Source organism: Achromobacter sp. MUI-25009338 (assembly GCF_057359325.1).
This window is the reverse complement of record NZ_CM170627.1, coordinates 3,879,683-3,904,047: the sequence shown is the minus strand read 5'-3', so window position 1 is coordinate 3,904,047 and position 24,365 is coordinate 3,879,683. Positions and strand designations below refer to the sequence as shown.

At 69.2% G+C, this 24,365-nt stretch carries 23 protein-coding genes; 20 read left to right on the top strand and 3 right to left on the bottom strand.

Annotated features, from left to right (window positions below; all coding sequences use genetic code 11):
* Positions 1–13: 13 nt before the first annotated feature.
* The gene (gene thpD / locus AC1IQ6_RS18570) at positions 14–940 is read left to right on the top strand and encodes an ectoine hydroxylase (protein WP_102771753.1); all 927 of its coding nucleotides are present in this window, start codon (positions 14–16) and stop codon (positions 938–940) included.
* Between the two features lie 102 nt (positions 941–1,042).
* Positions 1,043–1,912, top strand: coding sequence for an MOSC domain-containing protein (locus tag AC1IQ6_RS18565; protein ID WP_209164766.1), 870 nt, complete (start codon positions 1,043–1,045; stop codon positions 1,910–1,912).
* A gap of 16 nt (positions 1,913–1,928) precedes the next feature.
* On the opposite strand, the gene sugE is transcribed toward AC1IQ6_RS18565, so the two are convergent.
* Positions 1,929–2,246: a quaternary ammonium compound efflux SMR transporter SugE gene (gene sugE, locus AC1IQ6_RS18560; protein WP_102771751.1), complete on the bottom strand. Its 318-nt coding sequence runs from the start codon at positions 2,244–2,246 to the stop codon at positions 1,929–1,931.
* Between the two features lie 188 nt (positions 2,247–2,434).
* On the opposite strand from sugE, the gene panD reads away from it, so the two are divergent.
* From panD to AC1IQ6_RS18485, 15 genes are all read left to right on the top strand, one after another.
* Positions 2,435–2,803 (top strand): aspartate 1-decarboxylase, encoded by a 369-nt coding sequence (gene panD, locus AC1IQ6_RS18555; RefSeq protein ID WP_043541431.1) that lies wholly within the window; start codon positions 2,435–2,437, stop codon positions 2,801–2,803.
* 64 nt (positions 2,804–2,867) lie between these two features.
* Positions 2,868–3,914, top strand: a complete 1,047-nt coding sequence (locus AC1IQ6_RS18550) for a CDP-6-deoxy-delta-3,4-glucoseen reductase (protein WP_102771750.1) — start codon at positions 2,868–2,870, stop codon at positions 3,912–3,914.
* Positions 3,915–4,095: 181 nt separating this feature from the next.
* Entirely contained in the window at positions 4,096–5,352 is a 1,257-nt protein-coding gene (locus AC1IQ6_RS18545; RefSeq protein ID WP_102771749.1) for a D-amino acid dehydrogenase, read from the top strand.
* 4 nt (positions 5,353–5,356) lie between these two features.
* Positions 5,357–6,697, top strand: a complete 1,341-nt coding sequence (locus tag AC1IQ6_RS18540) for an extracellular solute-binding protein (protein ID WP_111827230.1) — start codon at positions 5,357–5,359, stop codon at positions 6,695–6,697.
* 195 nt (positions 6,698–6,892) lie between these two features.
* Entirely contained in the window at positions 6,893–7,693 is an 801-nt protein-coding gene (locus AC1IQ6_RS18535; RefSeq protein WP_111827231.1) for a TrbG/VirB9 family P-type conjugative transfer protein, read from the top strand.
* Positions 7,690–9,267: a hypothetical protein gene (locus AC1IQ6_RS18530; protein WP_485865143.1), complete on the top strand. Its 1,578-nt coding sequence runs from the start codon at positions 7,690–7,692 to the stop codon at positions 9,265–9,267. Before AC1IQ6_RS18535 ends, AC1IQ6_RS18530 begins: the two co-directional genes overlap by 4 nt.
* A 2-nt stretch (positions 9,268–9,269) precedes the next feature.
* A complete protein-coding gene (locus tag AC1IQ6_RS18525; RefSeq protein ID WP_485865142.1) occupies positions 9,270–10,559 on the top strand; it encodes a hypothetical protein in 1,290 nt (429 codons plus the stop codon).
* Positions 10,546–11,049 (top strand): hypothetical protein, encoded by a 504-nt coding sequence (locus tag AC1IQ6_RS18520; RefSeq protein WP_485865141.1) that lies wholly within the window; start codon positions 10,546–10,548, stop codon positions 11,047–11,049. Before AC1IQ6_RS18525 ends, AC1IQ6_RS18520 begins: the two co-directional genes overlap by 14 nt.
* Positions 11,046–12,707, top strand: a complete 1,662-nt coding sequence (locus tag AC1IQ6_RS18515) for an ATPase, T2SS/T4P/T4SS family (protein ID WP_485865140.1) — start codon at positions 11,046–11,048, stop codon at positions 12,705–12,707. Before AC1IQ6_RS18520 ends, AC1IQ6_RS18515 begins: the two co-directional genes overlap by 4 nt.
* Positions 12,704–13,825: a type II secretion system F family protein gene (locus tag AC1IQ6_RS18510; RefSeq protein ID WP_209164772.1), complete on the top strand. Its 1,122-nt coding sequence runs from the start codon at positions 12,704–12,706 to the stop codon at positions 13,823–13,825. Before AC1IQ6_RS18515 ends, AC1IQ6_RS18510 begins: the two co-directional genes overlap by 4 nt.
* A 35-nt stretch (positions 13,826–13,860) precedes the next feature.
* A complete protein-coding gene (locus tag AC1IQ6_RS18505; RefSeq protein WP_102771742.1) occupies positions 13,861–14,478 on the top strand; it encodes a type 4 pilus major pilin in 618 nt (205 codons plus the stop codon).
* Positions 14,475–14,903, top strand: coding sequence for a hypothetical protein (locus AC1IQ6_RS18500; RefSeq protein WP_485865139.1), 429 nt, complete (start codon positions 14,475–14,477; stop codon positions 14,901–14,903). The genes AC1IQ6_RS18505 and AC1IQ6_RS18500 overlap by 4 nt, the downstream gene beginning before the upstream one ends.
* 39 nt (positions 14,904–14,942) lie before the next feature.
* Positions 14,943–15,521 (top strand): hypothetical protein, encoded by a 579-nt coding sequence (locus AC1IQ6_RS18495; RefSeq protein WP_485865138.1) that lies wholly within the window; start codon positions 14,943–14,945, stop codon positions 15,519–15,521.
* An 81-nt stretch (positions 15,522–15,602) separates the two neighbouring features.
* Positions 15,603–18,227, top strand: a complete 2,625-nt coding sequence (gene alaS, locus AC1IQ6_RS18490; RefSeq protein WP_111827237.1) for an alanine--tRNA ligase — start codon at positions 15,603–15,605, stop codon at positions 18,225–18,227.
* Positions 18,227–18,484 carry a sulfurtransferase TusA family protein gene (locus AC1IQ6_RS18485; protein ID WP_102771739.1) on the top strand — a complete coding sequence of 86 codons (258 nt, stop codon included), beginning with the start codon at positions 18,227–18,229 and terminating at the stop codon, positions 18,482–18,484. The genes alaS and AC1IQ6_RS18485 overlap by 1 nt, the downstream gene beginning before the upstream one ends.
* 66 nt (positions 18,485–18,550) lie before the next feature.
* Here AC1IQ6_RS18485 and AC1IQ6_RS18480 read toward each other — a convergent pair whose 3' ends face one another.
* Positions 18,551–19,132, bottom strand: a complete 582-nt coding sequence (locus AC1IQ6_RS18480; RefSeq protein WP_485865137.1) for a hypothetical protein — start codon at positions 19,130–19,132, stop codon at positions 18,551–18,553.
* Between the two features lie 426 nt (positions 19,133–19,558).
* Here AC1IQ6_RS18480 and rpsP point away from each other — a divergent pair, with 426 nt between their 5' ends.
* The 3 genes from rpsP (at position 19,559) to trmD (ending at position 21,317) form a co-directional block, all read left to right on the top strand.
* Positions 19,559–19,819: a 30S ribosomal protein S16 gene (gene rpsP, locus AC1IQ6_RS18475; protein WP_043541446.1), complete on the top strand. Its 261-nt coding sequence runs from the start codon at positions 19,559–19,561 to the stop codon at positions 19,817–19,819.
* A 77-nt stretch (positions 19,820–19,896) separates the two neighbouring features.
* Positions 19,897–20,514 (top strand): ribosome maturation factor RimM, encoded by a 618-nt coding sequence (rimM, locus tag AC1IQ6_RS18470; RefSeq protein ID WP_111827238.1) that lies wholly within the window; start codon positions 19,897–19,899, stop codon positions 20,512–20,514.
* The gene (gene trmD, locus AC1IQ6_RS18465) at positions 20,514–21,317 is read left to right on the top strand and encodes a tRNA (guanosine(37)-N1)-methyltransferase TrmD (protein ID WP_102771736.1); all 804 of its coding nucleotides are present in this window, start codon (positions 20,514–20,516) and stop codon (positions 21,315–21,317) included. Before rimM ends, trmD begins: the two co-directional genes overlap by 1 nt.
* Before the next feature lie 66 nt (positions 21,318–21,383).
* On the opposite strand, the gene AC1IQ6_RS18460 is transcribed toward trmD, so the two are convergent.
* Positions 21,384–24,290, bottom strand: coding sequence for a valine--tRNA ligase (locus AC1IQ6_RS18460; RefSeq protein WP_111827240.1), 2,907 nt, complete (start codon positions 24,288–24,290; stop codon positions 21,384–21,386).
* Positions 24,291–24,365: the final 75 nt, after the last annotated feature.

The following is a 24,365-nucleotide window of genomic DNA, read 5'->3' as shown; positions in this document are numbered from 1 at the left end:
CAAGGAGGTTTGCATGATCTCACCTGCACAGGATCCGTACGCCTCGCGTACGGATCGAAGTTCCGCCATCATCGCCCGCCAGGACCCGGTGGTCTACGAGAACGGCCAGTACGCCAACGCCCTCGACGCCGAGCAGATCGGCGCTTACGAGCGCGACGGCTTCCTGCTGCTGGAAAACCTGTTCTCCGACGACGAGGTCCGGGCGCTGTCGTCCGAGGTCGAGCGCATGACGCGCGATCCCTCGATCATCCGCCGCGAAGAGTCCATCACCGAGCCGGGCAGCAACGCGGTGCGCTCCATCTTCATGGTGCACGTGCTCAACCCCGTGCTGGCGCGCCTGATGCGCGATCCGCGGCTGGTCAACGTGGCGCGCCAGATCCTCGGCTCCGAGGTCTACATCCACCAGTCCCGCGCCAACATGAAGCCGGGCTTCAAGGGCAAGGAGTTCTACTGGCACTCCGACTTTGAAACCTGGCACGTCGAAGACGGCATGCCGGCCATGCGCGCGCTGAGCTGCTCGGTGCTGCTGACCGACAACAACGAGTGCAACGGCCCGCTGATGCTGGTGCCGGGCTCGCACCGCCAGTTCATCTCGTGCGTGGGCGAGACGCCCAACGAGCACTACAAGCAGTCGCTGAAGAAACAGGAATACGGCGTGCCGGACCCGGTCAGCCTGCAGCTGCTGGTGGAGCAGGGCGGCATCCGCACCATGACGGCCAAGGCCGGCTCGGTGGTGTTCTTCGACTGCAACACGATGCACGGCTCGAACAGCAACATCTCGCCGTGGCCGCGCGCCAACGTGTTCACCGTCTACAACAGCATGGAGAACACCTTGAATCCGCCCAAGTACGGGCTCACGCCGCGTCCCGAGCACATCGCGACGCGCAAGGCGTTCAAGGCGGTCACCCCGCTGGACACCCTGAAACTGGTCGGCGGCTGAGCCGCCGCCACGCAATAGCCCGGGCCCGTCCCGGGCTATTGTTTTTGGCGCGCCGCTTTTTGCTATTCTGGCGCATTCCGCCACCCAGGAATCCGGTACGCCATGTCCGCCCGCATCCTCAGCCTGCACATCTACCCGCTCAAATCCTGCGCGGGCATCGATCTGAACGAATCCCCCATCGACCGCGCCGGCCTGGCGTGGGACCGCCGCTGGATGCTGATCGGCGCGGACGGCTTCATGACCCAGCGCCAGTGGCCGGCCATGGCCCTGATCCGCCCGGCGCTCACGGCCGGCGCGCTGCGCCTGTCCGCGCCCGGCATGCCGGACCTGGACGTGCCGCTGGACGGTTCCGGCCTGGCGTCCGAGGTGGAACAGGTCGGCGTCTGGAAGGACACGATCGCGGCCCGCCGCGAAAGCGAGGAGGCCGCGCGCTGGTTCTCCGAATTCCTCGATACGCCTTGCCGCCTGTACAAGGTCGACACGGCCGCCAGCCGGCCGGCCAAGCTGGATTGGGTGGGGCGCTGGCTCGAGGCCCATCCCGAACTGGCCGACAGCTTCGCAGGCGATCACTATTTCGGCTTTGCCGACGGCTTTCCGCTGCTGGTGGCCAACCAGGCCTCGCTGGACGACCTCAACGCCCGCCTGCAGGCCAAGGGCGCGGCCGCGGTGCCGATGGACCGCTTCCGGCCGAATATCGTCGTGCAGGGGGAATGGGAGGCCTACGAGGAAGACCATACCGCCATGATCGAGACGGCCGGCGTGAAGATGGCGTTCGTCAAGCCCTGCACGCGCTGCTCCATTCCCGACATCGACCAGCGCACCGCCCAGCGCAACGAAGAGCCGGGCCGCACGCTGTCGGCCTACCGCAATCTGGAGCTGGGCGTGGTGTTCGGCCAGAACGCCATCGTCGACGCGCCCGCGGGGGCGCGCCTGAAAGTGGGCGACGGCGTGGAGATCGAACTGGATTTCTGAGCCGCCGCGCCGGGCCTCAGGCCGAGGACAGCTTCAGCCCCACCAGGCCGAGCACGATGAAGATCACGCTGGCGATGCGCATCCAGCTGGTGGATTCGCCGAACAGCACGATGCCGGCCACGAAGGCGCCTATCGTGCCGATGCCCACCCAGACCGCGTAGGCGGTGCCCAGCGGCAGCGTCTTCATGGCCACGGCCAGCAGCCAGAAGCTGATGATCATGCCGCCTACGGTAAGCAGCGACGGCCACAGACGGGTGAACCCGTGGGTGTACTTCAGGCCCACGGCCCAGACGATTTCAAAAAGGCCTGCAAGCACCAGGATGATCCAGGTCATGTACGACTCCGATTGCAGGGGCCGTCCCCGGAAGAAGGGCGCGCCGGCCCTGTGCGGCCGCACGCGGCAGCGGGCCGTCCCGCTGCGGCAAAAATTATAGAATACCGGCTTGCAGCGGCAAAACCGGATGCCGGGCATCACTCTTGCAACACCTCGCGTTCCGGGCGCGAAACCAGGATATTTCCATCATGCAACGCATCATGCTGCGGGCAAAGCTGCACCGCGTCACCGTCACTGAAGCCGACCTTCACTACGAAGGCTCGTGCGGCATCGACGAAGACCTGCTGGACGCTGCCGGCATGCGCGAGTTCGAACGCATCGAACTCTATAACGTCACCAACGGCGAACGCTTCGACACCTACATCATCAAGGCGGCCCGCGGCAGCGGCGCCATCTCGCTGAACGGCGCGGCCGCGCGCCGCGCCCAGGTCGGCGACCTGCTGATCATCTGCACCTACGGCCCGATGTCCGAGGCCGATTCGGCCGTGCACAAGCCCCAGGTCGTGCTGGTGGACGACGCCAACCGCGTCAAGGAAATCCGCAAGTTCCCGGCCTGACGCCGGGCCGCCCGCGGCGCCCGCCCCGAGGGGCGGCGCCGCGCCAACCCTGAACCGTTTCATCATGAGCTTCCAGGTCATCATCCAACCCAGCCAGCATCAATTTCCGGTCGAGCCCGGCCAGACCGTGCTCGACGCCGCCCTGGCCGCCGGCATCGTCCTGCCCTACAGCTGCCGCAACGGCGCCTGCTCCACCTGCAAGGGCCGCGTGGTTTCCGGGGAGTTCGATGCCGGTCAGTATCCGGCGCAGATCCTCTCGCCCGAGGAACTGGCCAACGGCTACACGCTGTTCTGCCAGGCCCGGCCCGCCTCCGACATGGTGGTCGAGTCCACCGAGGTCCGGCTGGCCAGCGACATCCAGATCCGCAAGCTGCCCTCGCGCGTGCAGGCGCTGGAGCGCGTGGCGCCGGACGTCACGGTGATCAGGCTGCAGCTGCCGGCCTCGGAACAGTTCCGCTATTACGCCGGGCAGTACATCGAGGTCATCCTCAAGGACGGCCGCCGCCGCAGCTATTCCATGGCCGGCGCGCCGCACACCGGCAGCCCGCTGGAGCTGCACATCCGCCACATGCCCGGCGGCGTCTTCACCGACCACGTGTTCGGCGCGGGCGAAACCCAGATGAAAGAGCGCGAGATCCTGCGCCTGGAGGGGCCGTTCGGCTCCTTCTTCCTGCGCGAAGACAGCGACAAACCGGTCGTGCTGCTGGCCAGCGGCACCGGGTTCGCCCCGGTCAAGGCCATCGTCGAGCACATGATCCACGAGAACATCCGCCGCCCGGTGGCGCTGTACTGGGGCGGACGCCGTCCGCGCGACCTGTACATGCACGAGCTGGCGCAATCGTGGGCGGCGCAGCTGCCCGACTTCCGCTACGTGCCGGTGGTCTCCAACGCGCTGCAGGAAGACGAGTGGGGCGGGCGCACCGGCTTTGTCCACGAAGCCGTCATGCACGACATCCCCGACCTGTCGGGCCACCAGGTGTACGCCTGCGGCACGCCGCTGATGGTGGACGCGGCCCGGCGCGAGTTCAGCGCCCAGAACGGACTGCCGCCGGAGGAGTTCTACGCCGACGCCTTCACGTCCGAAGCCGACCTGGCGAAAGCCGCTTCCTGAGTAACAGGGCATTAATGGAAAGGGGCGGAACGCACAGGCCTGGAATGGTTTGTGACTTCCGCCCCTTTTTATTCCGTAGGCGAGGGCAAAACAGCAAGGTAAACTGCCGTGGCAGCAGCTTGCCAGGGATTGCGGACATCGGGTCCGCGGGCCGAGCTGGCACGCAAGGAGCAATGCGGGCATGAAAGTAGCGGTATTGGGTGGCGGCATCATCGGAATCTCCAGCGCCTGGTGGCTGAACCAGGCCGGCCATGATGTCGTGGTCATCGACCGCTGCACCGGGCCCGCCCAGGAAACCAGCCTGGCCAACGGCGCGCAGATCTCGGTCTCGTACGCCGAACCCTGGGCCAATCCGCAGGCGCCGCTCAAGCTGCTCAAATGGATGTTCCAGGACAACGCGCCGCTGCTGTTCCGCCCGCAGCTCGACTGGCGGCAATGGATGTGGGGCCTGGCGTTCCTGCGCGAATGCCTGCCCGGGCGCCTGGCGCCCAACATCCGCGCCATGGTCCGCATGGCCGAATATAGCCGCGCCACGCTGCGCGCCATGCGCGCCGAACTCGGCATCCAGTACGACCATCTCGAACGCGGCATCCTGAATTTCTACCGCGACCAGCACGAATTCGAAAGCTCCCAGCGCGCCGCCGGCCTGATGCGCGACTTCGGCGTGGAGCGCCGCGTCATCTCGGCCGACGAGGTCATCGCCATCGAGCCGGCCCTGGCGCCGCACCGCCAGACCATCGTCGGCGGCGACTACACGCCCGAGGACGAAAGCGGCGACGTGCACCTGTTCACCGTGGCCCTGGCCGAACGCTGCGCGCGCGCCGGCGTCGAGTTCCGCTACAGCACCCGCGCGACGCGCCTGCTGACCACCGGCGGCACCGCCCAGGGCGTCGAGATCATCGGCCCCGACGGCCGCTACGGCACCCTGGCGGCCGACGCCTACGTCGTGGCCATGGGCAGCTTCAGCCCGTCTTTGCTGCGCCCGCTGGGCATCCCCTGCAACGTCTACCCGGCCAAGGGCTATTCGGCCACCTTCCCGGTGATCAAGCCCGAAGCCGCGCCCATGGTCAGCCTGACCGACAGCAGCCACAAAGTCGTTTTCTCGCGCCTGGGCGACCGCCTGCGCATGGCGGGCACCGCCGAACTGTCGGGCTATTCGCGCGGCCTGAACACCGGCCGCTGCGAAGCCATGACGCGGCTGGCGCGCGAACTGTTTCCCGACGCGCTCGATTTCGAGCGCGTCAGCTACTGGTCGGGCCTGCGCCCGTCCACTCCCTCGAACGTGCCCATCATAGGCCGCAGCCGTATCCCCAACCTGTATATCAATACGGGGCACGGTACGCTCGGCTGGACGATGGGCGTTGGCTCGGGCCGGGCTCTGGCCGACCTGCTCAGCGGGCGGCGGCCGGAACCGGAATTCCCTTTTCTTGGTCTGTGAACCTATGAAGAATCTGCAACTGGCGGGCATTGCCCGCGCGATGTTCGCCAACCGGCGCGCATGGGTGTTCGGCGCCGCCATGGCGATGGCCGGAGCGGCAAACGCCGCGGCGGTGGAAATACAGGTCTGGCACACCCTGACCGACGCAAACAAGGCCGAGTTCGAAAAACTCGCCAAGCAATACAACAAAGAGCAGGATGAGGTCCGCGTCACGCTGCGCGGCTTCGCCTCGCCCGCCGCGCTGCAGCAGGAAGCCGTGGCCGCGGTAAAGGCCAAGAAGGGCCCGAACCTGCTGCAGCTGACCGACAACCACTCGCCCGAAGTCGTGGCCGAGCACAAGGCCGTGCTGCCGCTGTACGAACTGCTGGCCAAGTATCCGATCAAGGACCTCAACTGGTTCGTGCCGGCCACCAGCAGCTTCACCCGCGACAGCAAGGGCCGCCTGCTGGCCTTCCCCTGGATGGCCGAAGTGCCGGTGATGTTCTACAACACCGCCGCCTACAAGAAGGCCGGGCTGGACCCCAACAAGCCGGCCCGCACCTGGACCACGCTGCAGGGCGAACTGCTCAAGCTGCGCGACGTGGCCAATTTCGACTGTCCCTATGCCACCAGCGAACAGGTCACGGTCCACCTGGAGAACCTGGCCCCGGTCAACAACCAGCCGTTCACCAGCAACAACAACGGCCTGGGCGCCGTTAGCAAGAAGGCCGCCGCGCCGGCCATGCAGTTCGACACGCTCTACATGCGCCACATCTCGCTGATGGTGAGCTGGAAGCGTTCGCTGCTGTTCGTGGCGCACTCCGGCGACAATGCCAGCGACAAGCTGTTCGCCAAGGGCGAATGCGCGGTGCTGACCTCCAACAGCGGCGCCTTCGGCCAGTTCGTCAACACCAAGTCGCTGTCCTTCGGCGTGGCGCCGCTGCCTTACTACGACCAGGTCACCAAGGACGGCGGCAAGCCGTTCGTGAGCGGCTCGGCGCTGTGGGCGCTCGACGGCCATCCCAAGGCCGAGGAAAAAGCCACCGCCCAGTTCCTGGCCTGGCTGTCCAAGCCCGTGATCGCGGCGCAGTGGCACCAGCGCACCGGCTATCTGCCGCTGACCGAAGCCGCCTTCCGCGCATCCGACGTCTCGTTCTACGAGCGCATCCCCGGCGTGCAGGCGCTGATCGCCTCCATGAGCAGCCAGCCCACGACCAACAGCCGCGGTTTCCGCATGGCCAACTACGAACGCATCGAGCCGGTTTTCAACACCCAGCTCAATGAAGCCTTCGAAGGCAAGGTGCCGCCGGTCGCGGCCCTGAACAACGCCGCCAACCAGGCGCGCAGCATCGCCGCGCAACGCTGACCGCGTTTGCGCGCAGCCAGCCCGGCCAGTCGTACTGGCCGGGTTTTTTTATGCGCCCGCGCGCCGCTTGATCCTTCCGGGACCGGCGCGACCATTCCATCCCTGCGTACATGCCAGTCTGGCGGCGCATGGACCGCTCATCCACCATGCCGTCATGCGCACGCTTCCGATGCGCGCTAACGCTGGCGGACTGGCATGGTTCGATTCTTCCGACTCTTTCTCATCGCGGCGGGCCTGTCCTGCCTGGCGGCCTGCACAAGGCCCGCGCGGGACGCGGCTGTCTCGTCCTGGTTGGCGGCGCGGCCGGCCGAACAAGGCTTTCGCTTTGATTGGCAATTGTCCGGCGACCCGGCGGTGGCGCCCATGCAGGTGTTCGACGACGGCCGCGAAACCTGGCTGCACTTCGCGCCCGGCCAGCCGCTGCCGGCGATCTTCGGCGTCGGTCCCGACGGCGAACGCGCGCTGCCATATTCCCGGCGCGACCCCTATGTAGTGCTGAACGGCGCCTGGACCAGCCTGTCGTTCCGTGGCGGGCGGCTGGCGGCGCGGGCGCAGCGCGCCCAGGCCATGCCCGCGCCGCTCGCGCAGCCCGTCGAAACCGCGCCCGTGAGCGCCGCGCCTGAAGCTGCGCTCGCCAGCGCACAACCCATGGACAAGGCCGGGGCCGGGGCCAAGCCGCAACAGCCGCAGGAGCCGGCCGCACGCTACCGCGCCGGCCCGCCCGACGCCACGCTGCGCGCCGTGCTGGCGCGCTGGGCCGGCAGCGCCGGATGGACCTTCCAGCCGCAGCACTGGGCGGTGGACGTGGACATTCCGCTGTCGGCCACGGCCGAATTCTCGGGCGACTTCAAATCCGCCGTGCGCCAGCTGCTGGGCGCCACCGAACTCGCCGAGAAACCGCTGCAGCCCTGCTTCTACGGCAACAAGGTGCTGCGCGTCGTGCCGCTGGCGCAGTCTTGCACGCGCACGGCGGCGCCGGGCGGGGCCGCGGCATGAGGCGCGCCTGGCCAACGGTTCTGCTGCTGGCGGCGCTGGGCGGCTGCGCGATATCGCAGCGCGCCCTGGACCAGGGGCAGGCGGCCGGCGCGCGCCAGGCCGGCGTCGCCGCCCGCCAGCAGGCATTCGCCCACGGCCTGTCGGACCCGGCGGCGCGCCTGGCCGCGCAGGAGGTCGCCGCGCCGTGGCTGGCCGGCAAGCCCCAGCCCCTGGCGCGCGAAGTATCGCTGCCGCCGGCCCTGCGCGAAAACGTGCGCACCACGCTGATGCTGGCCGACGACGCCGACCTGCCCGCCGTGGCGCAACGCCTGACCGCCGCGACCGGCATCGCGGTGCGGGTGCAGCCCGACGCCTTGCTGCCGCTCGCGCTGTTCCTGCCGCGCCTGGCCGTCAACGGCGCGCTGGCGGTGGCCGCGCCCGCCCGCCTCGAAGTGCGCGCGGGCGGGCAGGCGCTGGCCGACCTGCTCGATGCGCTGGCCGCGCGCTATTCCGTGCACTGGCGCTACGCGCGCAACGCGCTGGAGTTCTATCGCACCGAGAGCCGCGTCTTCGACGTGCGCGCGCTGTCGCTGGCCAGCAAGGTCGACATCCGCCTGGGACGCGCCGGCCGCGCCGAAGGCGCGGGCTTCGCCAGCGCATCCAACACCACGCTGTCGGCCGGCGAGCACGACGCGCTGGCCATCCTGCGCGCCAACATCCTGCCGCTGCTGACCCGCTCGGGCGTGGTGGCCGAGGCCGTGGAGGGCGCAACCACCATCGTCGTCACCGACACGCCCGAAGCGCTGGAGCGCGTCGCCCGCTACCTGGAGCGCGAGAACAAGGCCTTGACGCGCCGGGTCCGCCTGCTGTTCGAGGAAATCACCGTCACCGCCAACGATACGGCGGCCGGCGGCATCGACTGGAATGCCGTCTATGCCGCGGCCGGCGCCAGCTTGCGCCTGGCGCTGCCGGGCGGCGGCGACGGCGCGCTGACGGCAAGCTCGGGCAGGGGGCCGTTCCAGGGATCGCAGGCCATCGTCTCCGCGCTCAGCGCCGTCGGCGCCGTCGTGCGGCACACCAAGGTCCCGGTGCTGACCCTGAATCGCCGGCCCGTCACCCATGCGGTCAGGACCACTTTCTCCTACATAGACCGGGTGCAGAGCACCGCGGTTTCCGGCCCCGCGTCGGGCGGCGGCGCCAGCACGCTGCCGGCCGTCTCCATCAGCCAGAAGGAAGAAACGGTAGGCTCGTTCCTGACGCTGCTGCCCGACATCCAGGAGGACGGCCAGATCCTGCTGTCGCTGGCCTACGACAACGCGGTCGCGCAGCCCCTGAAGACCGTCAGCTTCGGCGAGCGCGGCAACCAGGTCCAGGTGCAGCAGATCACCGTGGACGGCAACGGCACCGTGCAGCAGATCGAACTGCGCCCTGGCCAGCCCATCATCGTGTCCGGCTTCGACCGCAGCCAGGACGAACACGAGCGCCGCCGGCTCGCGCCCGGCGCGCCGCTGCTGGCCGGCGGCCAGGACAGCGCCGCGTCGGCGCGCACCACCACGCTGGTGCTGGTGACGGCCCAGGTCGAAGAGGGCTACTAGGCATGGACGGCAACACGCCCACGCTGCTGCTTGTCTGCCCCGGGTCCGGGCGGATGCTGGCGTTCGGCCTGCGCTGGTTCGCGCTGATCGGCTCCAACACGCCGGCGCTGGCGCGCTCACGCGGACGGCGGCTGAGGGCCAGCCACTACGTCGTGGGCGGCGCGCCCGCCGCCATGGCCGGGTACGGCCGCTTGAAGCCGCCGCGGCAAGGCGGCTGGCGCGCCAGCCGCGCGCCGGTGCACGCCGCCGCGCAGCTTTTCGCCTTGCTGTATCCCGACGGCGGGCACTGCGTGGTGCCGCTGCCCAACGGCGCCCATTGGCTGGTGGCGGCCCAGCGCGGCACCGTGCTGTCGCAGACCGACCGGGTGTACGCGTCGCGGGACGAGGCCTTGAGCGAGCAGCAACAACTGCTGGCGCAGCGTCCCGCTTTGCCTGCGCGCCAGGCCGACGCCGTCTGGGCGGCCCTGCAGCAGGCGGCGGACCCCGCTTCCCGGCTGAACGCGCTGCCCAGCCGCTGGGCCGAACTGCCGCTGGCGCTGCGGCTGTTCCTGGCCTGCGCCGGGCTGGCGGGCGCGGCGCCGCCGCTGTGGAACGCCTTGCAGGCGCAAGGGTCCGCGCTGTTCGCCGCCGCGGACGACGCGGCCGAAGACGCAGCGGCTCTGCAAGATCCCGTCCTCGCGCTGCTGCAGACCACGGCGGCCCATCGTCCTTCCGAACTCGCCCGCCTGCTGGCCAGTGTGGGCAGGCTGCCCATCCAGGTCCGGGGCTGGGCGCTGACGCGCGCGCAGTGCCTGGCGCAGCCGCAGCGCTGGGCATGTTCGGCGTCCTACGTCCGCATCCATGCCTACGCTACCAACCAGGCGCTGCATGCGTCGCGGCCGGCCGGCTGGGATCTGTCGTTCCAGCCCATGGAGGCGGCCACGCTGTCCTGGCGGCTGGCGTCCAGGCCGGTATGGCTGGCCGACTTGCCGCTGCCCACCGGCGAGCAGGTCGATACCCAACTGGTCACGGCCTTGCAGCGCCTGCTGCCGGCATTTTCGGCCGTCGTCCTGGCCGCGCCTGCGGCGCTGCCGCTGTCCGCGCCGGCCGCCGCCGCGCCGCCAGGGCGGGCCGTCCGCCATCGGACGCTGGTCTTGCGCGGGCCGTTGCGTTCGCTGGCGCTGCTGCCCGACACGATTTCGACGGCGCGCTGGTCGCGCCTGGCGCTGGAAATCCAGCCGCAGCCGCGTCCCGCGCTGGCCGCCAGCACGCTCGTCGCCGAATTGCACGGAGAACTCTATGAACAGGATTAGGGCGGACCGCAAGCCCGCGCCGCGGCTGCTTTACGGCGTCACGGCGGCAACCGCGCTGGCAATCTCGCTGGCGCCATGCGCGCGCGCCGAGCCGCCGCCGGCCGCCGAACCGCAGGCCTGGCCGGAAGCGGAAACCGTGCGCATGTTGCTGCGCGCGGAGACCGCGGCCGCGCTGGCGGATTGCAGCGTGCCGGGCCGCTGCCCGGCGGGCGCGGACCAGGCGCCGGCGGCCCCTACGGCCGCGCCCGCCGTCCGGGCCGACGACGATATCCGGGTGCTGGCCATCTACGGCACCGCGCGCCGCCTGCGCGTGGATCTCGACGTCAACGGCGCGGTGCTGCGCTACCAGGCCGGCCGCGGCGCGCCCGTCGCGGGCGCCGCCGTGGCCGGCGCCTATCGCCTGCTGGCCATCGAGGACGCCTGCGTGCGGCTGCGCCGCGACGGCCTCGAACGCACCGCCTGCCTGGACCTGGGCCGGAGCCTGCCATGAAGCCCGTTCCCTTGTTCCCCGCGGGGCCGGCGGATCGCGCGCCGGCGCTGCAGACGCCGGAAGACATCGCCCGCATGACGCCGGCGTTCGTGCGCGCGCTGGGGCGCGAATTCGACCTGGCCGCGCTGTCCGGCCGCTTGTGCCCGGTGCTGCTGGCCAACGGCGAGGTCGCCGTGTTCGCGGTGAAAGACTACCTGCTGGGCGACCAGATCGACGAAATCGAACGCATGGTCCGGGCGCGGGGATACCGGCAGGCGCAGGTGCCGCGCTATCGGCTGCCGGCCCCGCTGCTCCTGATGGTGGCCCGCGGGCAGCTTACGGTGCCCGGCCTGGCCCGGGACGGGGTGCAGCAGCAGGCGCGCGTCTCGGCGCTGGCGGCGCTGTTCCTGGACATCGTGCGCTGGGGCGTGGCGCAGGGGGCGAGCGACGTGCACATCAACGTCGACCGGCGCCGCGAGGCCTGCGAGATCCGCTACACCATAGGCGGCGAGTACGTCGCCGCCGGGCGCTATGCCGGCCTGTCGAACGCGACCCTGCTGGAGGTGCTGGCCGTGGCGTGGATGGATGTCAGGGGCGGCAACGGCGCGGTGTTCGACCCCGCGCTGGAACAGCAGGGCCGCATCGCGCTGGACGTGGACGGCACGCCCATCATGCTGCGCTGGGCCTCGCTGGCCACCGACGCCGGGCCGTCGGTCTGCCTGCGCATCCTGCGTCCGGACGCGACCGCCGCCGGCGACCTGCAGGCGCTGGGCTACCTGCCGGACCAGGTGCGGACCCTGGAGCGCGCCCGCGAACGCGAGGGCGGCGCCATCGTGCTGGCCGGCGTGGTCGGCTCCGGCAAGTCCACCACGATCGCCGCGCTGATGCGCGGCATCGCGCCGGCCCGCAAGGTCATCACGCTCGAAGATCCGGTGGAATACCTCATCGGCAACGCGCTGCAGAACACGCTGGGCGGGGCGCTGGACCAGTCCGCGTGGCCGGCGTTCGAGGCCAAGCTCAAGACCGTCAAGCGCTGCGCGATGAACGATCTGCTCATCGGCGAAATCCGCGACCTCGACACCGGCCGGGCCTTCATGGACCTGGCCGGCTCCGGCGCCAGCCTGTACACCACGACCCATGCGGGCAGCGCCGCCATGATTCCCGAACGCCTGGCCTCGGCGGCGATCGGCGTGTCGCGCGATTTCCTGGCCACGCCCGGCATCCTCAAGCTGCTGGTCTACCAGACCCTGCTGCCGCGCCTGTGCGACCGCTGCGCGTTGCCGGCCGACAGCCTGTGGACGGCAGGCGATGCGGCCGGCGCCGACAGCCGGGCCTGGATGGCGCGGATCGCCGCTGCGTTCCAGCTCGACCCCGGCGCGCTGCGCGTGCGCAACGCCGCCGGCTGCGCCGATTGCCGGCGTGCCGATCTGCCCGAACTGAACGGCATCGCGGGCCGCTGCGTCGCCGCCGAAATGATCGAACCGGAGCGCATGGAGGGATTCCTCGAATGCGTGCGCACGCGCGACAACCTCGGCCTGAAACAGGCCACGCGGGGCGCGCAGGCGCTGCACAGCGCCCTGTACCGGGTCAACCTGGGGGAAATCGATCCGCGCGCGCTGCCGCGCCGCTTCGACCTGGACGCGGCCATGCGGCAGGCGGATGCCGGGGAGGGCGCATGAACGCCCAGGCCTGGGGCTGGCCGGCTGTCCGCGCGTGGCTGCTGCGCCTGGACGCCGCGCGCTTTCGCCCCCGCCGCGCAGACTACTACGAGTACCTGGCCGACCTGGTCGAGGGCACGCAGGGCCGCAAGAGCCTGCGCGACATCTTCGAAGACGACGCGCGCCGGCATGGCCAGGATTCGGTGCGCGGCCGCTTGTCGGCGTATTGGGCGAGCGCCTATCAGGAGGCCGGCGGCGACCTGGGTGCGGCCTGGTCGGACACGCTGCCGGCCAGCGAATGCCTGCTGCTCGCCTGCGTGCAGGACGAGGGCGGCGATCTGCCGGCCGCATTGCGCGACCTGGCGAGCGCCCTGCGGCTGGCCGCGGACGCGTGGCTGGCGCTGGCGTCCACCGCCGCGGCCGGCGTGGCGGCGGCCGGCGTGGCTTTCGCCATGCTGTGCGCGATTCCGTTTTTCAGCGTGCCGCAGCTGCAGCACGTGTTCCAGACCGTGCCGGCCGAGGACTACCCCGGTCTGACCCGCGCCCTGTTCGCATTCGCCCAAGGCCTGCGGACCTGGCTGGCGCTGTGGCTGGTGCTGGTGTTCGGGCTGGCGGCGCTGAGCCTGTGGTCGCTGCCGAACCTGACCGGGCCGCTGCGGGCGCGGCTGGACCGCTGGCTGATCTGGCGGCTCTACCGCGATTTCCAGGCCATCCGCTTTCTGTCGCTGCTGGCCGTGCTGATCCGGCAGCACGGCGCCGCCGACACGCGCCTGCGGCGCGCCCTGGCCGTCCAGACGCGCGACGCGCCGCCCTGGCTGCACGCGCATCTGCTGGACATGCTGGGCCGGATAGACGCCGGCCTGGCCGGCGCGGAGATATTCGGCACCGGCCTGCTGGAGGCGGACGCCTGGTGGTATCTGGCCGACATGATCGACGCCCTGGGCATGGAGGCGGGGCTGGCGCGCGCGCGCCGGCGCGTGGAGCAGCGCCTGCTCGCGCGCGTGCGCCGCCAGGCGCAGGCGCTGCGCTGGATGCTGCTGATCTCGTCGGTGGCGGCCGTGCTGGGCATCACGCTATGGCACTACGGCGCGATCGACGAACTGCGGCAGGCGCTGACCAATTTCTATGCCGGCCGCTAGGGGCGCCGGCGCTTCATCCCATCCAGGAGACCAGCATGCGGCTTTTCCGTGAATTCCCTTCCAGCCCGGTGCGGCAGCGCGGCTTTTCGCTGATGGAGGTGTCCATCGCCACCGCCATCGTGCTGCTGATCGCCATCGTCGGCATTCCGGCCATCGGCGCCTACGTCATCGAGAACAAGGTGCCCAAGGTGGGCCAGGAACTGCAGCGCTTCATCGCCAGCGTGAAGATCAACGGGCTGGGAAGCGGCGTGGCGCCGTATGCGGGCCTGGACACCGGCGCCATGGCCAACGCGTTGCGCGATTCCAGCGTCCTGTCGGTGGAGGGTTCGGGCAGCGGGGCGCGCATCGTGCATGGCCTGGGCGGCAGCGGCCAGGGCGCGAACGGCGTGGTCCGGGTGGCGGCGGTCGCGGCCGGCAGTCCGCAGCCGGGGTCGGCGTTTTCCATCACGCTGACCAACGTCAGCCACGCGGCATGCCCGGCGCTGGCTTCGGTGCTGCAGCGCATGTCCGAAATCATCTCTATCGGCGGCAAGGGCGGCATGCGGGTGGTCAAGGACTCGCTGGCCACGCCCGCCATCCCCTACCGGGCGGCGCAGGCCCAGGCGCAGTGCAGCCCGGGCGACGTCAACACCTTCGTGTTCACCGCCAGATGACGCGGAGCGCGCATTCCGGCGGCAGGCAGCGCGGATTCTCGCTGCCGGGCCTGGCGCTGGCGCTGGCCCTGGGCGCGATGGCGGCGATCTGGGCCTCCAACCGGCAGGTCCAGCGGATCGAGGACGCGGCGGCGCGCGCCACCGGGGTCTGGCTCACCCAGGTCAGGCTGGCGCTGGCGCAGGCGCTGTCGCGCCACTTCGACGCCCTGGTCCAGGGCAAGCCGCCGCGCAGCCCGCAGGGCGCGCCGCTGTTCGCCAGGCCCCTGGCTCCCACGCTGGGCGAACTGCAGGCGGCCGGATTCCTGCCCGCCGGTTTTCCGGCGCGCTCGGCCCTGGGATTCGGCGTGCGCCTGCGCATCGTGCGCAGCCCGGGCTGCCCGAAAGCGCCATGCCGACCGGATCGGGCGCTTGCGTGCCTTTCTTGAACAAAGGCCGTGCGCTGTAGACCAGCCCGTCCAGCCGGCATGGCGGCCGTCATCGAGGCCGCGGGCGGCTATGGCGGCGCGGTATGGCCCGACACCCCGGGACGGCTGCGCGGGGCGGCCTTCAATTTCGCCAATCCGCCGGCTCCCGGCGCGCCGGCCCACGCGCCCGGCACCCTGGCGCTGTGGGCGGGGGAGGGGCCGCAGGCCGCCCAGCCCGACCTGGACCGCTACGTGCGCATCGGCGACACCCGCGACCCCATGCTGCAAGGGCATCTGAGCGTGGCCAATTCGGCCGTGGTCAACGGCTACCTGACCCTGCGGTCGCGGGCCGAAGAAGGGCAGTATTGCGACGTCGCCGTCGGCACCATGGCCAATTCGGGGCGGGGCGATCTGCTGACCTGCCAATCCAATGTCTGGCGGCCGGCCAGCGGCGGCTTCGGCGGGGCCTACAGCACGAACTACCCGCTGGGCTGCCGCCATTACACGGGCGTGTCCACGGCCAATCCGCGCACCGGCGCCTGCTCCTGCCCGGCGGGCTACCATGGGGTCATCGTGTCCGCGGGCGGCAAATGGACCGAAACGGAGGGCTGGACCACCGGCTACGTCTGCGTGCGCTGACGCCGTGGCCGTCGCCTGGCGCTCATCCTGGCCGCCAACCCTCTATAATCAAAAATTCGCCTAAATCCTGCTTCATCCACGATGAAATCCTCCGAGATTCGCCAGCAGTTCCTGCAATTCTTCAAGTCCAAGGGACACACCATCGTCCCTTCGTCGTCGCTCGTCCCTGGCAACGACCCGACTTTGCTCTTCACCAACTCGGGCATGGTCCAGTTCAAGGACGTCTTCACGGGCAAGGAATCGCGGTCCTATACGCGCGCCACCTCGTCGCAGCGCAGCGTGCGCGCCGGCGGCAAGCACAATGACCTGGAGAACGTGGGCTACACCGCCCGCCACCATACGTTCTTCGAAATGCTGGGCAATTTCAGCTTTGGCGACTACTTCAAGCGCGACGCCATTCAGTACGCCTGGGAACTGCTGACCCAGGTCTACAAGCTGCCGGCCGAGAAGCTCTGGGTCACCGTGTACCAGGAAGACGACGAGGCCTATGACATCTGGGCCAAGGAAGTCGGCGTGCCGGCCGAGCGCATCATCCGCATCGGTGACAACAAGGGCGCGCGCTACGCGTCGGACAACTTCTGGCAGATGGCCGACACCGGCCCCTGCGGCCCGTGCTCGGAAATCTTCTACGACCACGGCCCCGAGATCTGGGGCGGCCCCCCGGGATCGCCCGAGGAAGACGGCGACCGCTACATCGAGATCTGGAACCTGGTGTTCATGCAGTTCGAGCGCGACGCCGCCGGCAACATGCCGCGCCTGCCGCGCCCCTGTGTCGATACCGGCATGGGCCTGGAGCGCATCGCCGCCGTGCTGCAAGGCGTGCATTCCAACTACGAAATCGACCTGTTCCAGCATCTGATCGCCGCCGCCGCGCGCGAAACCGGCGTCAAGAACCTGGAAGACAACTCGCTGAAGGTCATCGCCGACCATATCCGCGCCTGCTCGTTCCTGATCGTCGACGGCGTGATTCCCAGCAACGAAGGCCGCGGCTACGTGCTGCGCCGCATCGTCCGGCGCGCGCTGCGCCACGGCTACAAGCTGGGCCAGACCAAGCCGTTCTTCCACCGCCTGGTGCCGGACCTGGTCGCCGAGATGGGCGAGGCCTATCCCGAACTGGCCGCCACCGCCGAGCGCGTGGCGCAGGTGCTCAAGCAGGAAGAAGAGCGTTTCGGCGAGACCCTGGAACACGGCATGCGCATCCTGGACGCCGCCCTGGCCAACGTGCCCAAGGGCGGCCAGCTGGACGGCACCACGCTGTTCACCCTGTACGACACCTACGGCTTCCCGGTGGACCTGACCGCCGACATCTGCCGCGAGCGCGAAGTCGACGTGGACATGGCCGGCTTCGAAGTCGCCATGGAGCGCCAGCGCGACCAGGCGCGCGCCGCCGGCAAGTTCAAGATGGCCGAAGGCCTGAGCTACGAAGGCGCCGATACGCGCTTCGAAGGCTATGAAAAGCTCGAACTCGACAACGTCAAGGTTACGGCCCTGTACGTCGACGGCACCCAGGTGCAGCAGGTCCAGGCCGGCCAGAACGCGGTCGTGGTGCTGGACGCGACGCCGTTCTACGCCGAGTCCGGCGGCCAGGTGGGCGACACAGGCCTGCTGGAGGCCGACGGCGTGCGTTTCGCCGTCGCCGACACCCTGAAGATCCAGTCCGGCGTGTTCGGCCATCACGGCACGCTGGAGTCGGGCAGCCTGTCGGTAGGCGACACGCTGCTGGCGCGCGTGGACGCGGTGCGCCGCGCCCGCACGGTGCGCAACCACTCCGCCACCCACCTGATGCACAAGGCCCTGCGCCAGGTGCTGGGCGCCCACGTGCAGCAGCGCGGCTCGCTGGTCGACCCGGACAAGACCCGTTTCGACTTCGCCCAGGACGCGCCGCTGACGGCCGAGCAGATCGCCCGCGTCGAAGCCATCGTCAACGCCGAAATCCTCGCCAACCAGCCCACGGTGGCGCAGGTCATGGGCTATGACGAGGCCGTCAAGGGCGGCGCCATGGCGCTGTTCGGCGAAAAATACGGCGACACCGTCCGCGTGCTCGACATCGGCTTCTCGCGCGAACTGTGCGGCGGCACCCATGTCAGCCGCACCGGCGACATCGGCCTGTTCAAGATCATTTCCGAAGGCGGCGTGGCCGCGGGCGTGCGCCGCGTCGAGGCCATCACCGGCGACAACGCGCTGGCCTGGGTCCAGAACCAGAACGCGCTGCTGACGCAGATCTCCGGCATGCTGCGCGCCACCCCGGCCGACCTGCCGGCGCGCATCGCGCAGGTGCAGGACCAGGTCAAGGCGCTGGAAAAGGATCTGGAGCAATCGCGCAGCAAGCTCGCCGCCAGCGCGGGCAACGACCTGGCCTCCAGCGCCGCGGTCGAGGTCAAGGGCGTCAAGGTCCTGGCGGCCAGCATCGCCGACGTGGACCCCAAGGCCCTGCGCGGCATGGTCGACAACCTGAAGGATCGCCTCAAGCCGGCCGTGGTGCTGCTGGCCACGGGCGCGGCCGACGGCAAGATCAGCGTGGTGGGCGGCGTCACCGCCGACCTGACCGGCCGCGTCAAGGCCGGAGACCTGGTCGGCTTCGTGGCGGCGCAGGTGGGCGGCAAGGGCGGCGGCCGCCCCGACATGGCCATGGGCGGCGGCTCCGACATCAACGCCTTGCCCGCGGCCATCGCCAGCGTGCAGAAGTGGGTCGAAGAGCGTCTGTAATGAGCGAGCCCGATACCGGCGCGCAAACGCCATCCTTCGAGCACGAGGTCGACGCCAGCGGCCTGAACTGCCCCTTGCCCATCCTGCGCGCCAAGAAGGCCCTGGCGCAGATGGCCAGCGGCGAGGTGCTGCGCGTCATCACCACGGACCGCAACGCGATCCGTGACTTCCAGGCCTTCGCCCGCCAGACCGGCAATACGCTGGTCGCGCAGCAGGAGGTCGACGGCCGCGGCGTGCATTTCCTGCGCCGCCGCTGAACCGGCCGCCCAAAAAAAACCGGGCCCGCCTTCGCAGCGGGCCCGGTTTTTTTTAATGCGCCGACGCTACCTGCGCACGGCGGCGGCGACCGCCTGGGTGATCGTGAAGTCCACCAGATCGCCTTCCTTGAGCTGCTGCAGCCGCTGCTGCAGGGCGGGGTCGCGCACCTGGATCGTGCGCATGCCGCCTTGCGGGCCTTTCAGCGTCACCAGGTTGGCGCTCTTGTTGATGTGCCAGATCTCGGCCGTGATGGTGGTCTGGCGGCCGGCAGCGCCGGCGGGCATGGCGCCCTTGGCGCTGCGGTTGGACGCCGTTTCCGTCACGACTTCGGGCGCACCCGAGCCCGCCGGGCGCACCGCCACCGCCACCGATTCGTAGTAGTCGAGCGTCAGCGTGTCGCCGGGCTTGATCTGCTTGAAGTTGCGGATGTTGGGGCCGGCCTGGATGTTCACCGTATTGCCGTTCTCGCCTTGCAGCGTGATGGTCCGGGTGGCGGGATCGACGGCCGTGACCTTGCCCGTGGCGGTGGTCAGGGCGGCGCCGATCATCTGGGCCGAGGCCGCAAGCGGCATGGCCAGCGCACCGGCCAGCAGGCCAGTCAGGGCCAGGCGCGCGAGGGGAGTGAACACGGATTTCTGGTTCTTCATGATGTTGCACCCTTCGAATGGAGGAAGTTGGGGGAAACGCAGGGACGAGCAAAGGCGAGGGGGCGGGAAGCCCGCCCTCAGGAGAACGGCTGGTCTGGCATGCGGGAATGGCGCCGAATGGCGGCTGGGAGGGGCAAAGCGCGGGATCTTGCGTACGAACACATAAAACCGATCTCCACCGGGTTTTTTGCAAACGCACTGACGTTGAAACGCACTAAGATGGGCGCTGGCCACAGACACAAGCGCGGCCGGGCGGCTACACTTGGGACGGCGGCAGGTTCCGGCCCGTTTTTGTAGAATACATGGATGTGGTGTTTTAGGATACAAATCCCGCCGCTATGCAAGATTCCCGCACTTCCATTTGCCACCTGGCTCGGTTAAGTGCTAGAATTTCCCGTTTTTCACAACTAATTCAAGGGATTACCTATGGTGGTGATTCGCCTGGCCCGCGGTGGGTCCAAGAAGCGTCCGTTTTACAACCTGGTGGCCACCGATTCGCGTAACCGTCGCGATGGCCGTTTCATCGAGCGCGTGGGTTTTTACAACCCCGTGGCCAGCGAAGGCACGGAAAACCTGCGCATCGCGCTGGATCGCGTGCAGCACTGGACCAGCAACGGCGCCCAACTGTCGCCCGCTGTCGAGCGTCTGGTCAAAGACTACTCGGCCAAGGTTTCCGCCGCGGCTTGATTGCCCGCGTCGCCAAACCTTTGCCCGGCGCTCCATTAGCGCTACTGCCATCCAACTACCATTCATAACTGCGATACATGTCTGATGCCGCTAACTCCAACGCGGCGCCGACGGATTTGATCGAGCTGGGCCGCATCAGTGCAGCCTACGGTGTGAAAGGCTGGGTTAAGGTGCAGCCGCATTCGGCCAACGCCGAAGTGCTGCGCTCGGCATCTCAATGGTGGTTGACTCGCCCTGTGCCTGAATTGGCGCGGGGCGCTGTCGCGTCTGCGCCCGTCGCATACAAGGTCGTGCAAGCCCGTTCGCAGGGAGCCACCGTGGTGGCCCAGCTGGCTGGCGTCACCGACCGCGACCAGGCCGAAGCCCTGCGCGGCTGCGCCGTGCGGGCGCCGCGGGGCGCTTTTCCCGCGCCCGAGGAAGACGAATACTACTGGGTCGACCTGATCGGCTGCGCGCTGTATTCCAGCGCCGGCGGCGAGCCCGCATTGCTGGGCACGGTCGACGAGGTGCTGGACAACGGCGCCCATGCCGTCCTGAAGGTCCTGCGCCAGACGGCCGGGGCCGGCGGGCCCGAACCCGTGCTGGACGCCAAGGGGCGTCCCGCCGAAATGCTCGTTCCGTTCGTGCGCGCGCACATCCAGGCGGTCGATCTGGCGGCACGCCGCATCGACAGCGACTGGCCCGCGGATTTCTGATGCGATTCGACGTCGTTACGCTCTTTCCCGAGATGTTCGGGGTGGTGCGCGACCTGGGCGTCACCGGCCGGGCGCATGCCCAGGGCCGGTGGTCTCTGCACGCCTGGAATCCGCGCGACTTCACGCAGGACGTGCACCGCACCGTGGACGACCGCCCCTATGGCGGCGGCCCGGGCATGGTGATGATGGCCGGCCCGCTGGAGGCCGCCGTCAACGCCGCCCAGCAGGCGCGCGCCGAACAGGGCCTGGGCCCCGCGCCGGTGGCCCTGCTGGCCCCGGTCGGCCGGCGCTACGACCAGGCCGGCGCCGAGGCGCTGGCCGCGGGCGACGGCATCATCCTCATCTGCGGCCGCTACGAGGGCGTCGACCAGCGCTTCATCGACCGCTGCGTCACGCAGGAAATCTCGCTCGGCGACTTCGTGCTGTCCGGCGGCGAAATCGCCGCGCTGGCGGTGATAGACGCCGCCGTGCGGCTGCTGCCCGGCGTGCTTAACGACGGCGATTCGGCGCTGCAGGACTCCTTCAACGACACGCTGTCCGGCCTGCTGGACAGTCCGCATTACACGCGTCCCGAGGTGTACGAAGGGACATCGGTGCCCGCCGAACTGCTCAGCGGCCACCATGCCAATATCGCCCGCTGGCGGCGCGAGCGCTCGCTCGCCCTGACCGCGGCGCGCCGGCCCGAACTGATCGAATCCGCCCGCGCCAAGGGTTGGCTCGACAAGAACGACGAACGTTACCTGGCCCAGCTGGCCGGTACCTGGGACCCCTCGACGGAAAAGCCCAGGCGCCGGCGCAAGTAGGCCCGGTTCCAGGAGTCCAAAAAAATGCCGGCTTTCGCCGGCAATTTTTTTATCGCGGAATTACTGTCAGTCGCCCAGCTTGGCGCGCTGTTCGCGCACCTTCTGCAGGGTTTCGCCGAACTGCGCCAGGCGCGACTTTTCCTGTTCGACCACGGCCGCCGGGGCGCGTTCGACGAAGCTGGCGTTCGACAGCTTGCCGTTGGCCTTGGCCATTTCGCCTTCCAGGCGCGCGATCTCCTTGTCCAGGCGCACGCGCTCGGCGGCCACGTCGATCTCGACGTGCAGCATCAGGCGGCTGGTGCCCACGACCTGCACCGGCGCGCCGGCGTCGGGCAGGGCGTCCAGGACCTCGACTTCGCTCAGCTTGGCCAGCGCCGCCAGGTAGGGGGCGTTGCGCTTGAGCGTCGGGGCGTCGCCCTGGGCGCACAGCGGCACCTTCTGGGCCGGCGACAGGTTCATCTCGCCGCGCAGCGCGCGCACCGCCTCGACCTGGGCCTTCAGCTCGGCCACGTCGGCCTCGGCCGCGGTATCGACGGCGTCGGGATTGGCCTGCGGGTAGGGCTGCACGCTGACGCTGGCGGCTTCGCCGGGCTTACGCTTGCCGGCCGCCACCGACACCTTCTGCCACAGCTCTTCGGTGATGAAGGGAATGATGGGGTGGGCCAGGCGCAGCACGCCTTCCAGCACGCGGATCAGGGTGCGGCGCGTGCCCAGCTGCTGGGCCGGGGTGCCGGTCTGGATCTGCACCTTGGCCAGTTCCAGGTACCAGTCGCAGTATTCGTCCCACACGTAGCGGTAGAGCGCGTTGGCGACGTTGTCGAAGCGGTAGTCGGCGAAGCCGCGCGCCACGTCGGCTTCCAGCGTCTGCAGCTGGCTGACGATCCAGCGGTCCACGAAGGACAGTTCGCCGGCGTCGGCGCCCGTCAGGTCGTGGCCTTCGGTGTTCATGAGCACGAAGCGCGTGGCGTTCCAGAGCTTGTTGCAGAAGTTGCGGTAGCCCTCGCAGCGCTTCAGGTCGAAGTTGATGTTGCGGCCCAGCGTGGCGTAGGCGGCCATGGTGAAGCGCAGCGCGTCGGTGCCGAAGGCGGGGATGCCGTCCGGGTACTGGCGGCGCGTGGCTTTCTCGATGGCGCCGGCCTGCTTGGGATTCATCAGCCCGAAGGTGCGCTTGGCCACCAGGCCGTCGAGGTCGATGCCGTCGATCAGGTCGACCGGGTCCAGGGTGTTGCCCTTGGACTTGCTCATCTTCTGGCCGTCGGCGTCGCGGATCAGGCCGTGAACGTAGACGTGCTTGAACGGGATCTGGCCGGTCAGGTGCGTGGTCAGCATGACCATGCGCGCGACCCAGAAGAAGATGATGTCGAAGCCCGTGACCAGCACGCTGGAGGGCAGGTAGCGCTGCAGGTCCGGGGTGTTTTCCGGCCAGCCCAGGGTGGTGAAGGGCACCAGGCCGGACGAGAACCAGGTGTCGAGCACGTCCGGGTCGCGCGTGAGCTCGCCGGTCACGCCGGCGGCGCGGGCCTGCGCGGTGGCTTCGGCCTCGTCGTGCGCCACGAACACCTGGCCGTCTTCCGAGTACCAGGCCGGGATCTGGTGGCCCCACCAGAGCTGGCGCGAGATGCACCAGTCCTGGATGTTGTTGAGCCACTGGTTGTAGATGGTGGTCCAGTTGTCCGGGTAGAACTGGATGCGGCCGTCGGCCACGACTTCCAGCGCGACCTCGGTAATGCTCTTGCCGGGGTTCAGCGTGCCTTCGGGCGCCGGCTTGCTCATGGCCACGAACCACTGGTCGGTCAGCATGGGCTCCAGCACCACGCCGGTGCGGTCGCCCTTGGGCTGCATCATCTTGTGCGGCTCGACCTTGACCAGATAGTTTTCGGCCTCCAGCTGCGCCACCACGGCCTTGCGCGCCTCGTAGCGCTCCAGGCCCTGGAACTGCTTGGGTCCGTTTTCGTTGATGTGGGCGTCCAGCGTGAAGATCACGATCAGCGGCAGGTTGTGCCGCATCGCGCAGGCGTAGTCGTTGAAGTCGTGCGCGCCGGTGATCTTGACGCAGCCCGTGCCGAATTCAGGGTCGACGAAGTCGTCGGCGATGATGGGGATGTTGCGGTCGCACAGCGGCAGTTCGACTTCCTTGCCGACCAGGTGCTTGTAGCGCGGGTCGTCGGGGTGCACGCACAGCGCGCCGTCGGCCAGCATGGTTTCCGGGCGCGTGGTGGCGATGGTCAGGCCGCGCAGCGTGACGCTCTGGCCGTCCTTGTCGACGATGGTCTGCGGGCCGTCGACGAAGGGGTAGAGGATGTGCCACATGTGGCCGTCGGTCTCTTCGGACTGGACTTCCAGGTCGGACACGGCGGTCAGCAGCTTGGGGTCCCAGTTGACCAGGCGCTTGCCGCGGTAGATCAGTCCCTGTTTGTGCAGGCGCACGAAGGTCTCGACCACGCCGCGCGACATGCGCTCGTCCATGGTGAAGTACTCGCGCGGCCAGTCGGCCGAGGCGCCCAGGCGGCGGACCTGCCCGGTGATGGCGTTGCCGGACTGTTCCTTCCATTCCCAGACCTTTTCCACGAATTTCTCGCGACCCAGGTCGTGGCGCGAAACCTTTTGGGCGTCGAGCTGTCTTTCAACCACGATCTGCGTGGCGATGCCGGCGTGGTCGGTGCCGGGGATGAAAACGGTGTCGTTGCCCAGCATGCGGTGGTAGCGGATCAGGCCATCCATGATGGTCTGGTTGAACGCATGGCCCATGTGCAGCGTGCCCGTCACGTTCGGCGGCGGGAACTGGATGACGTAGGGCTGGCTTTCCGTCCCGGTTTTTACGTGCTGGCCCGCCTGGAAATAGCCGCGGCGTTCCCACTCGGCGTACCAGCGGGATTCCAGTTCGGCGGGTTCGAAGCTCTTGGCGAGTTCCTGGGTTTGTTCCGGGACGGCGTTCGCGGGCGTCGCGGCGTTCGGGGGAGCAGCTTGAGTCATTACAGGGTTCCGGCAGACAGGGTCGCCCGGCCTGAGGGGCGGGCAGCAAACCGCTCATTTTAAGATGTAATGCGG

Bases quoted from the DNA above. Each gene is read 5' to 3' on its own strand.
- thpD (WP_102771753.1), top strand. From the start codon at position 14: ATGATCTCACCTGCACAGGATCCGTACGCCTCGCGTACGGATCGAAGT.
- AC1IQ6_RS18565 (WP_209164766.1), top strand. From the start codon at position 1,043: ATGTCCGCCCGCATCCTCAGCCTGCACATCTACCCGCTCAAATCCTGC.
- sugE (WP_102771751.1), bottom strand. From the start codon at position 2,246: ATGACCTGGATCATCCTGGTGCTTGCAGGCCTTTTTGAAATCGTCTGG.
- panD (WP_043541431.1), top strand. From the start codon at position 2,435: ATGCAACGCATCATGCTGCGGGCAAAGCTGCACCGCGTCACCGTCACT.
- AC1IQ6_RS18550 (WP_102771750.1), top strand. From the start codon at position 2,868: ATGAGCTTCCAGGTCATCATCCAACCCAGCCAGCATCAATTTCCGGTC.
- AC1IQ6_RS18545 (WP_102771749.1), top strand. From the start codon at position 4,096: ATGAAAGTAGCGGTATTGGGTGGCGGCATCATCGGAATCTCCAGCGCC.
- AC1IQ6_RS18540 (WP_111827230.1), top strand. From the start codon at position 5,357: ATGAAGAATCTGCAACTGGCGGGCATTGCCCGCGCGATGTTCGCCAAC.
- AC1IQ6_RS18535 (WP_111827231.1), top strand. From the start codon at position 6,893: ATGGTTCGATTCTTCCGACTCTTTCTCATCGCGGCGGGCCTGTCCTGC.
- AC1IQ6_RS18530 (WP_485865143.1), top strand. From the start codon at position 7,690: ATGAGGCGCGCCTGGCCAACGGTTCTGCTGCTGGCGGCGCTGGGCGGC.
- AC1IQ6_RS18525 (WP_485865142.1), top strand. From the start codon at position 9,270: ATGGACGGCAACACGCCCACGCTGCTGCTTGTCTGCCCCGGGTCCGGG.
- AC1IQ6_RS18520 (WP_485865141.1), top strand. From the start codon at position 10,546: ATGAACAGGATTAGGGCGGACCGCAAGCCCGCGCCGCGGCTGCTTTAC.
- AC1IQ6_RS18515 (WP_485865140.1), top strand. From the start codon at position 11,046: ATGAAGCCCGTTCCCTTGTTCCCCGCGGGGCCGGCGGATCGCGCGCCG.
- AC1IQ6_RS18510 (WP_209164772.1), top strand. From the start codon at position 12,704: ATGAACGCCCAGGCCTGGGGCTGGCCGGCTGTCCGCGCGTGGCTGCTG.
- AC1IQ6_RS18505 (WP_102771742.1), top strand. From the start codon at position 13,861: ATGCGGCTTTTCCGTGAATTCCCTTCCAGCCCGGTGCGGCAGCGCGGC.
- AC1IQ6_RS18500 (WP_485865139.1), top strand. From the start codon at position 14,475: ATGACGCGGAGCGCGCATTCCGGCGGCAGGCAGCGCGGATTCTCGCTG.
- AC1IQ6_RS18495 (WP_485865138.1), top strand. From the start codon at position 14,943: ATGGCGGCCGTCATCGAGGCCGCGGGCGGCTATGGCGGCGCGGTATGG.
- alaS (WP_111827237.1), top strand. From the start codon at position 15,603: ATGAAATCCTCCGAGATTCGCCAGCAGTTCCTGCAATTCTTCAAGTCC.
- AC1IQ6_RS18485 (WP_102771739.1), top strand. From the start codon at position 18,227: ATGAGCGAGCCCGATACCGGCGCGCAAACGCCATCCTTCGAGCACGAG.
- AC1IQ6_RS18480 (WP_485865137.1), bottom strand. From the start codon at position 19,132: ATGAAGAACCAGAAATCCGTGTTCACTCCCCTCGCGCGCCTGGCCCTG.
- rpsP (WP_043541446.1), top strand. From the start codon at position 19,559: ATGGTGGTGATTCGCCTGGCCCGCGGTGGGTCCAAGAAGCGTCCGTTT.
- rimM (WP_111827238.1), top strand. From the start codon at position 19,897: ATGTCTGATGCCGCTAACTCCAACGCGGCGCCGACGGATTTGATCGAG.
- trmD (WP_102771736.1), top strand. From the start codon at position 20,514: ATGCGATTCGACGTCGTTACGCTCTTTCCCGAGATGTTCGGGGTGGTG.
- AC1IQ6_RS18460 (WP_111827240.1), bottom strand. From the start codon at position 24,290: ATGACTCAAGCTGCTCCCCCGAACGCCGCGACGCCCGCGAACGCCGTC.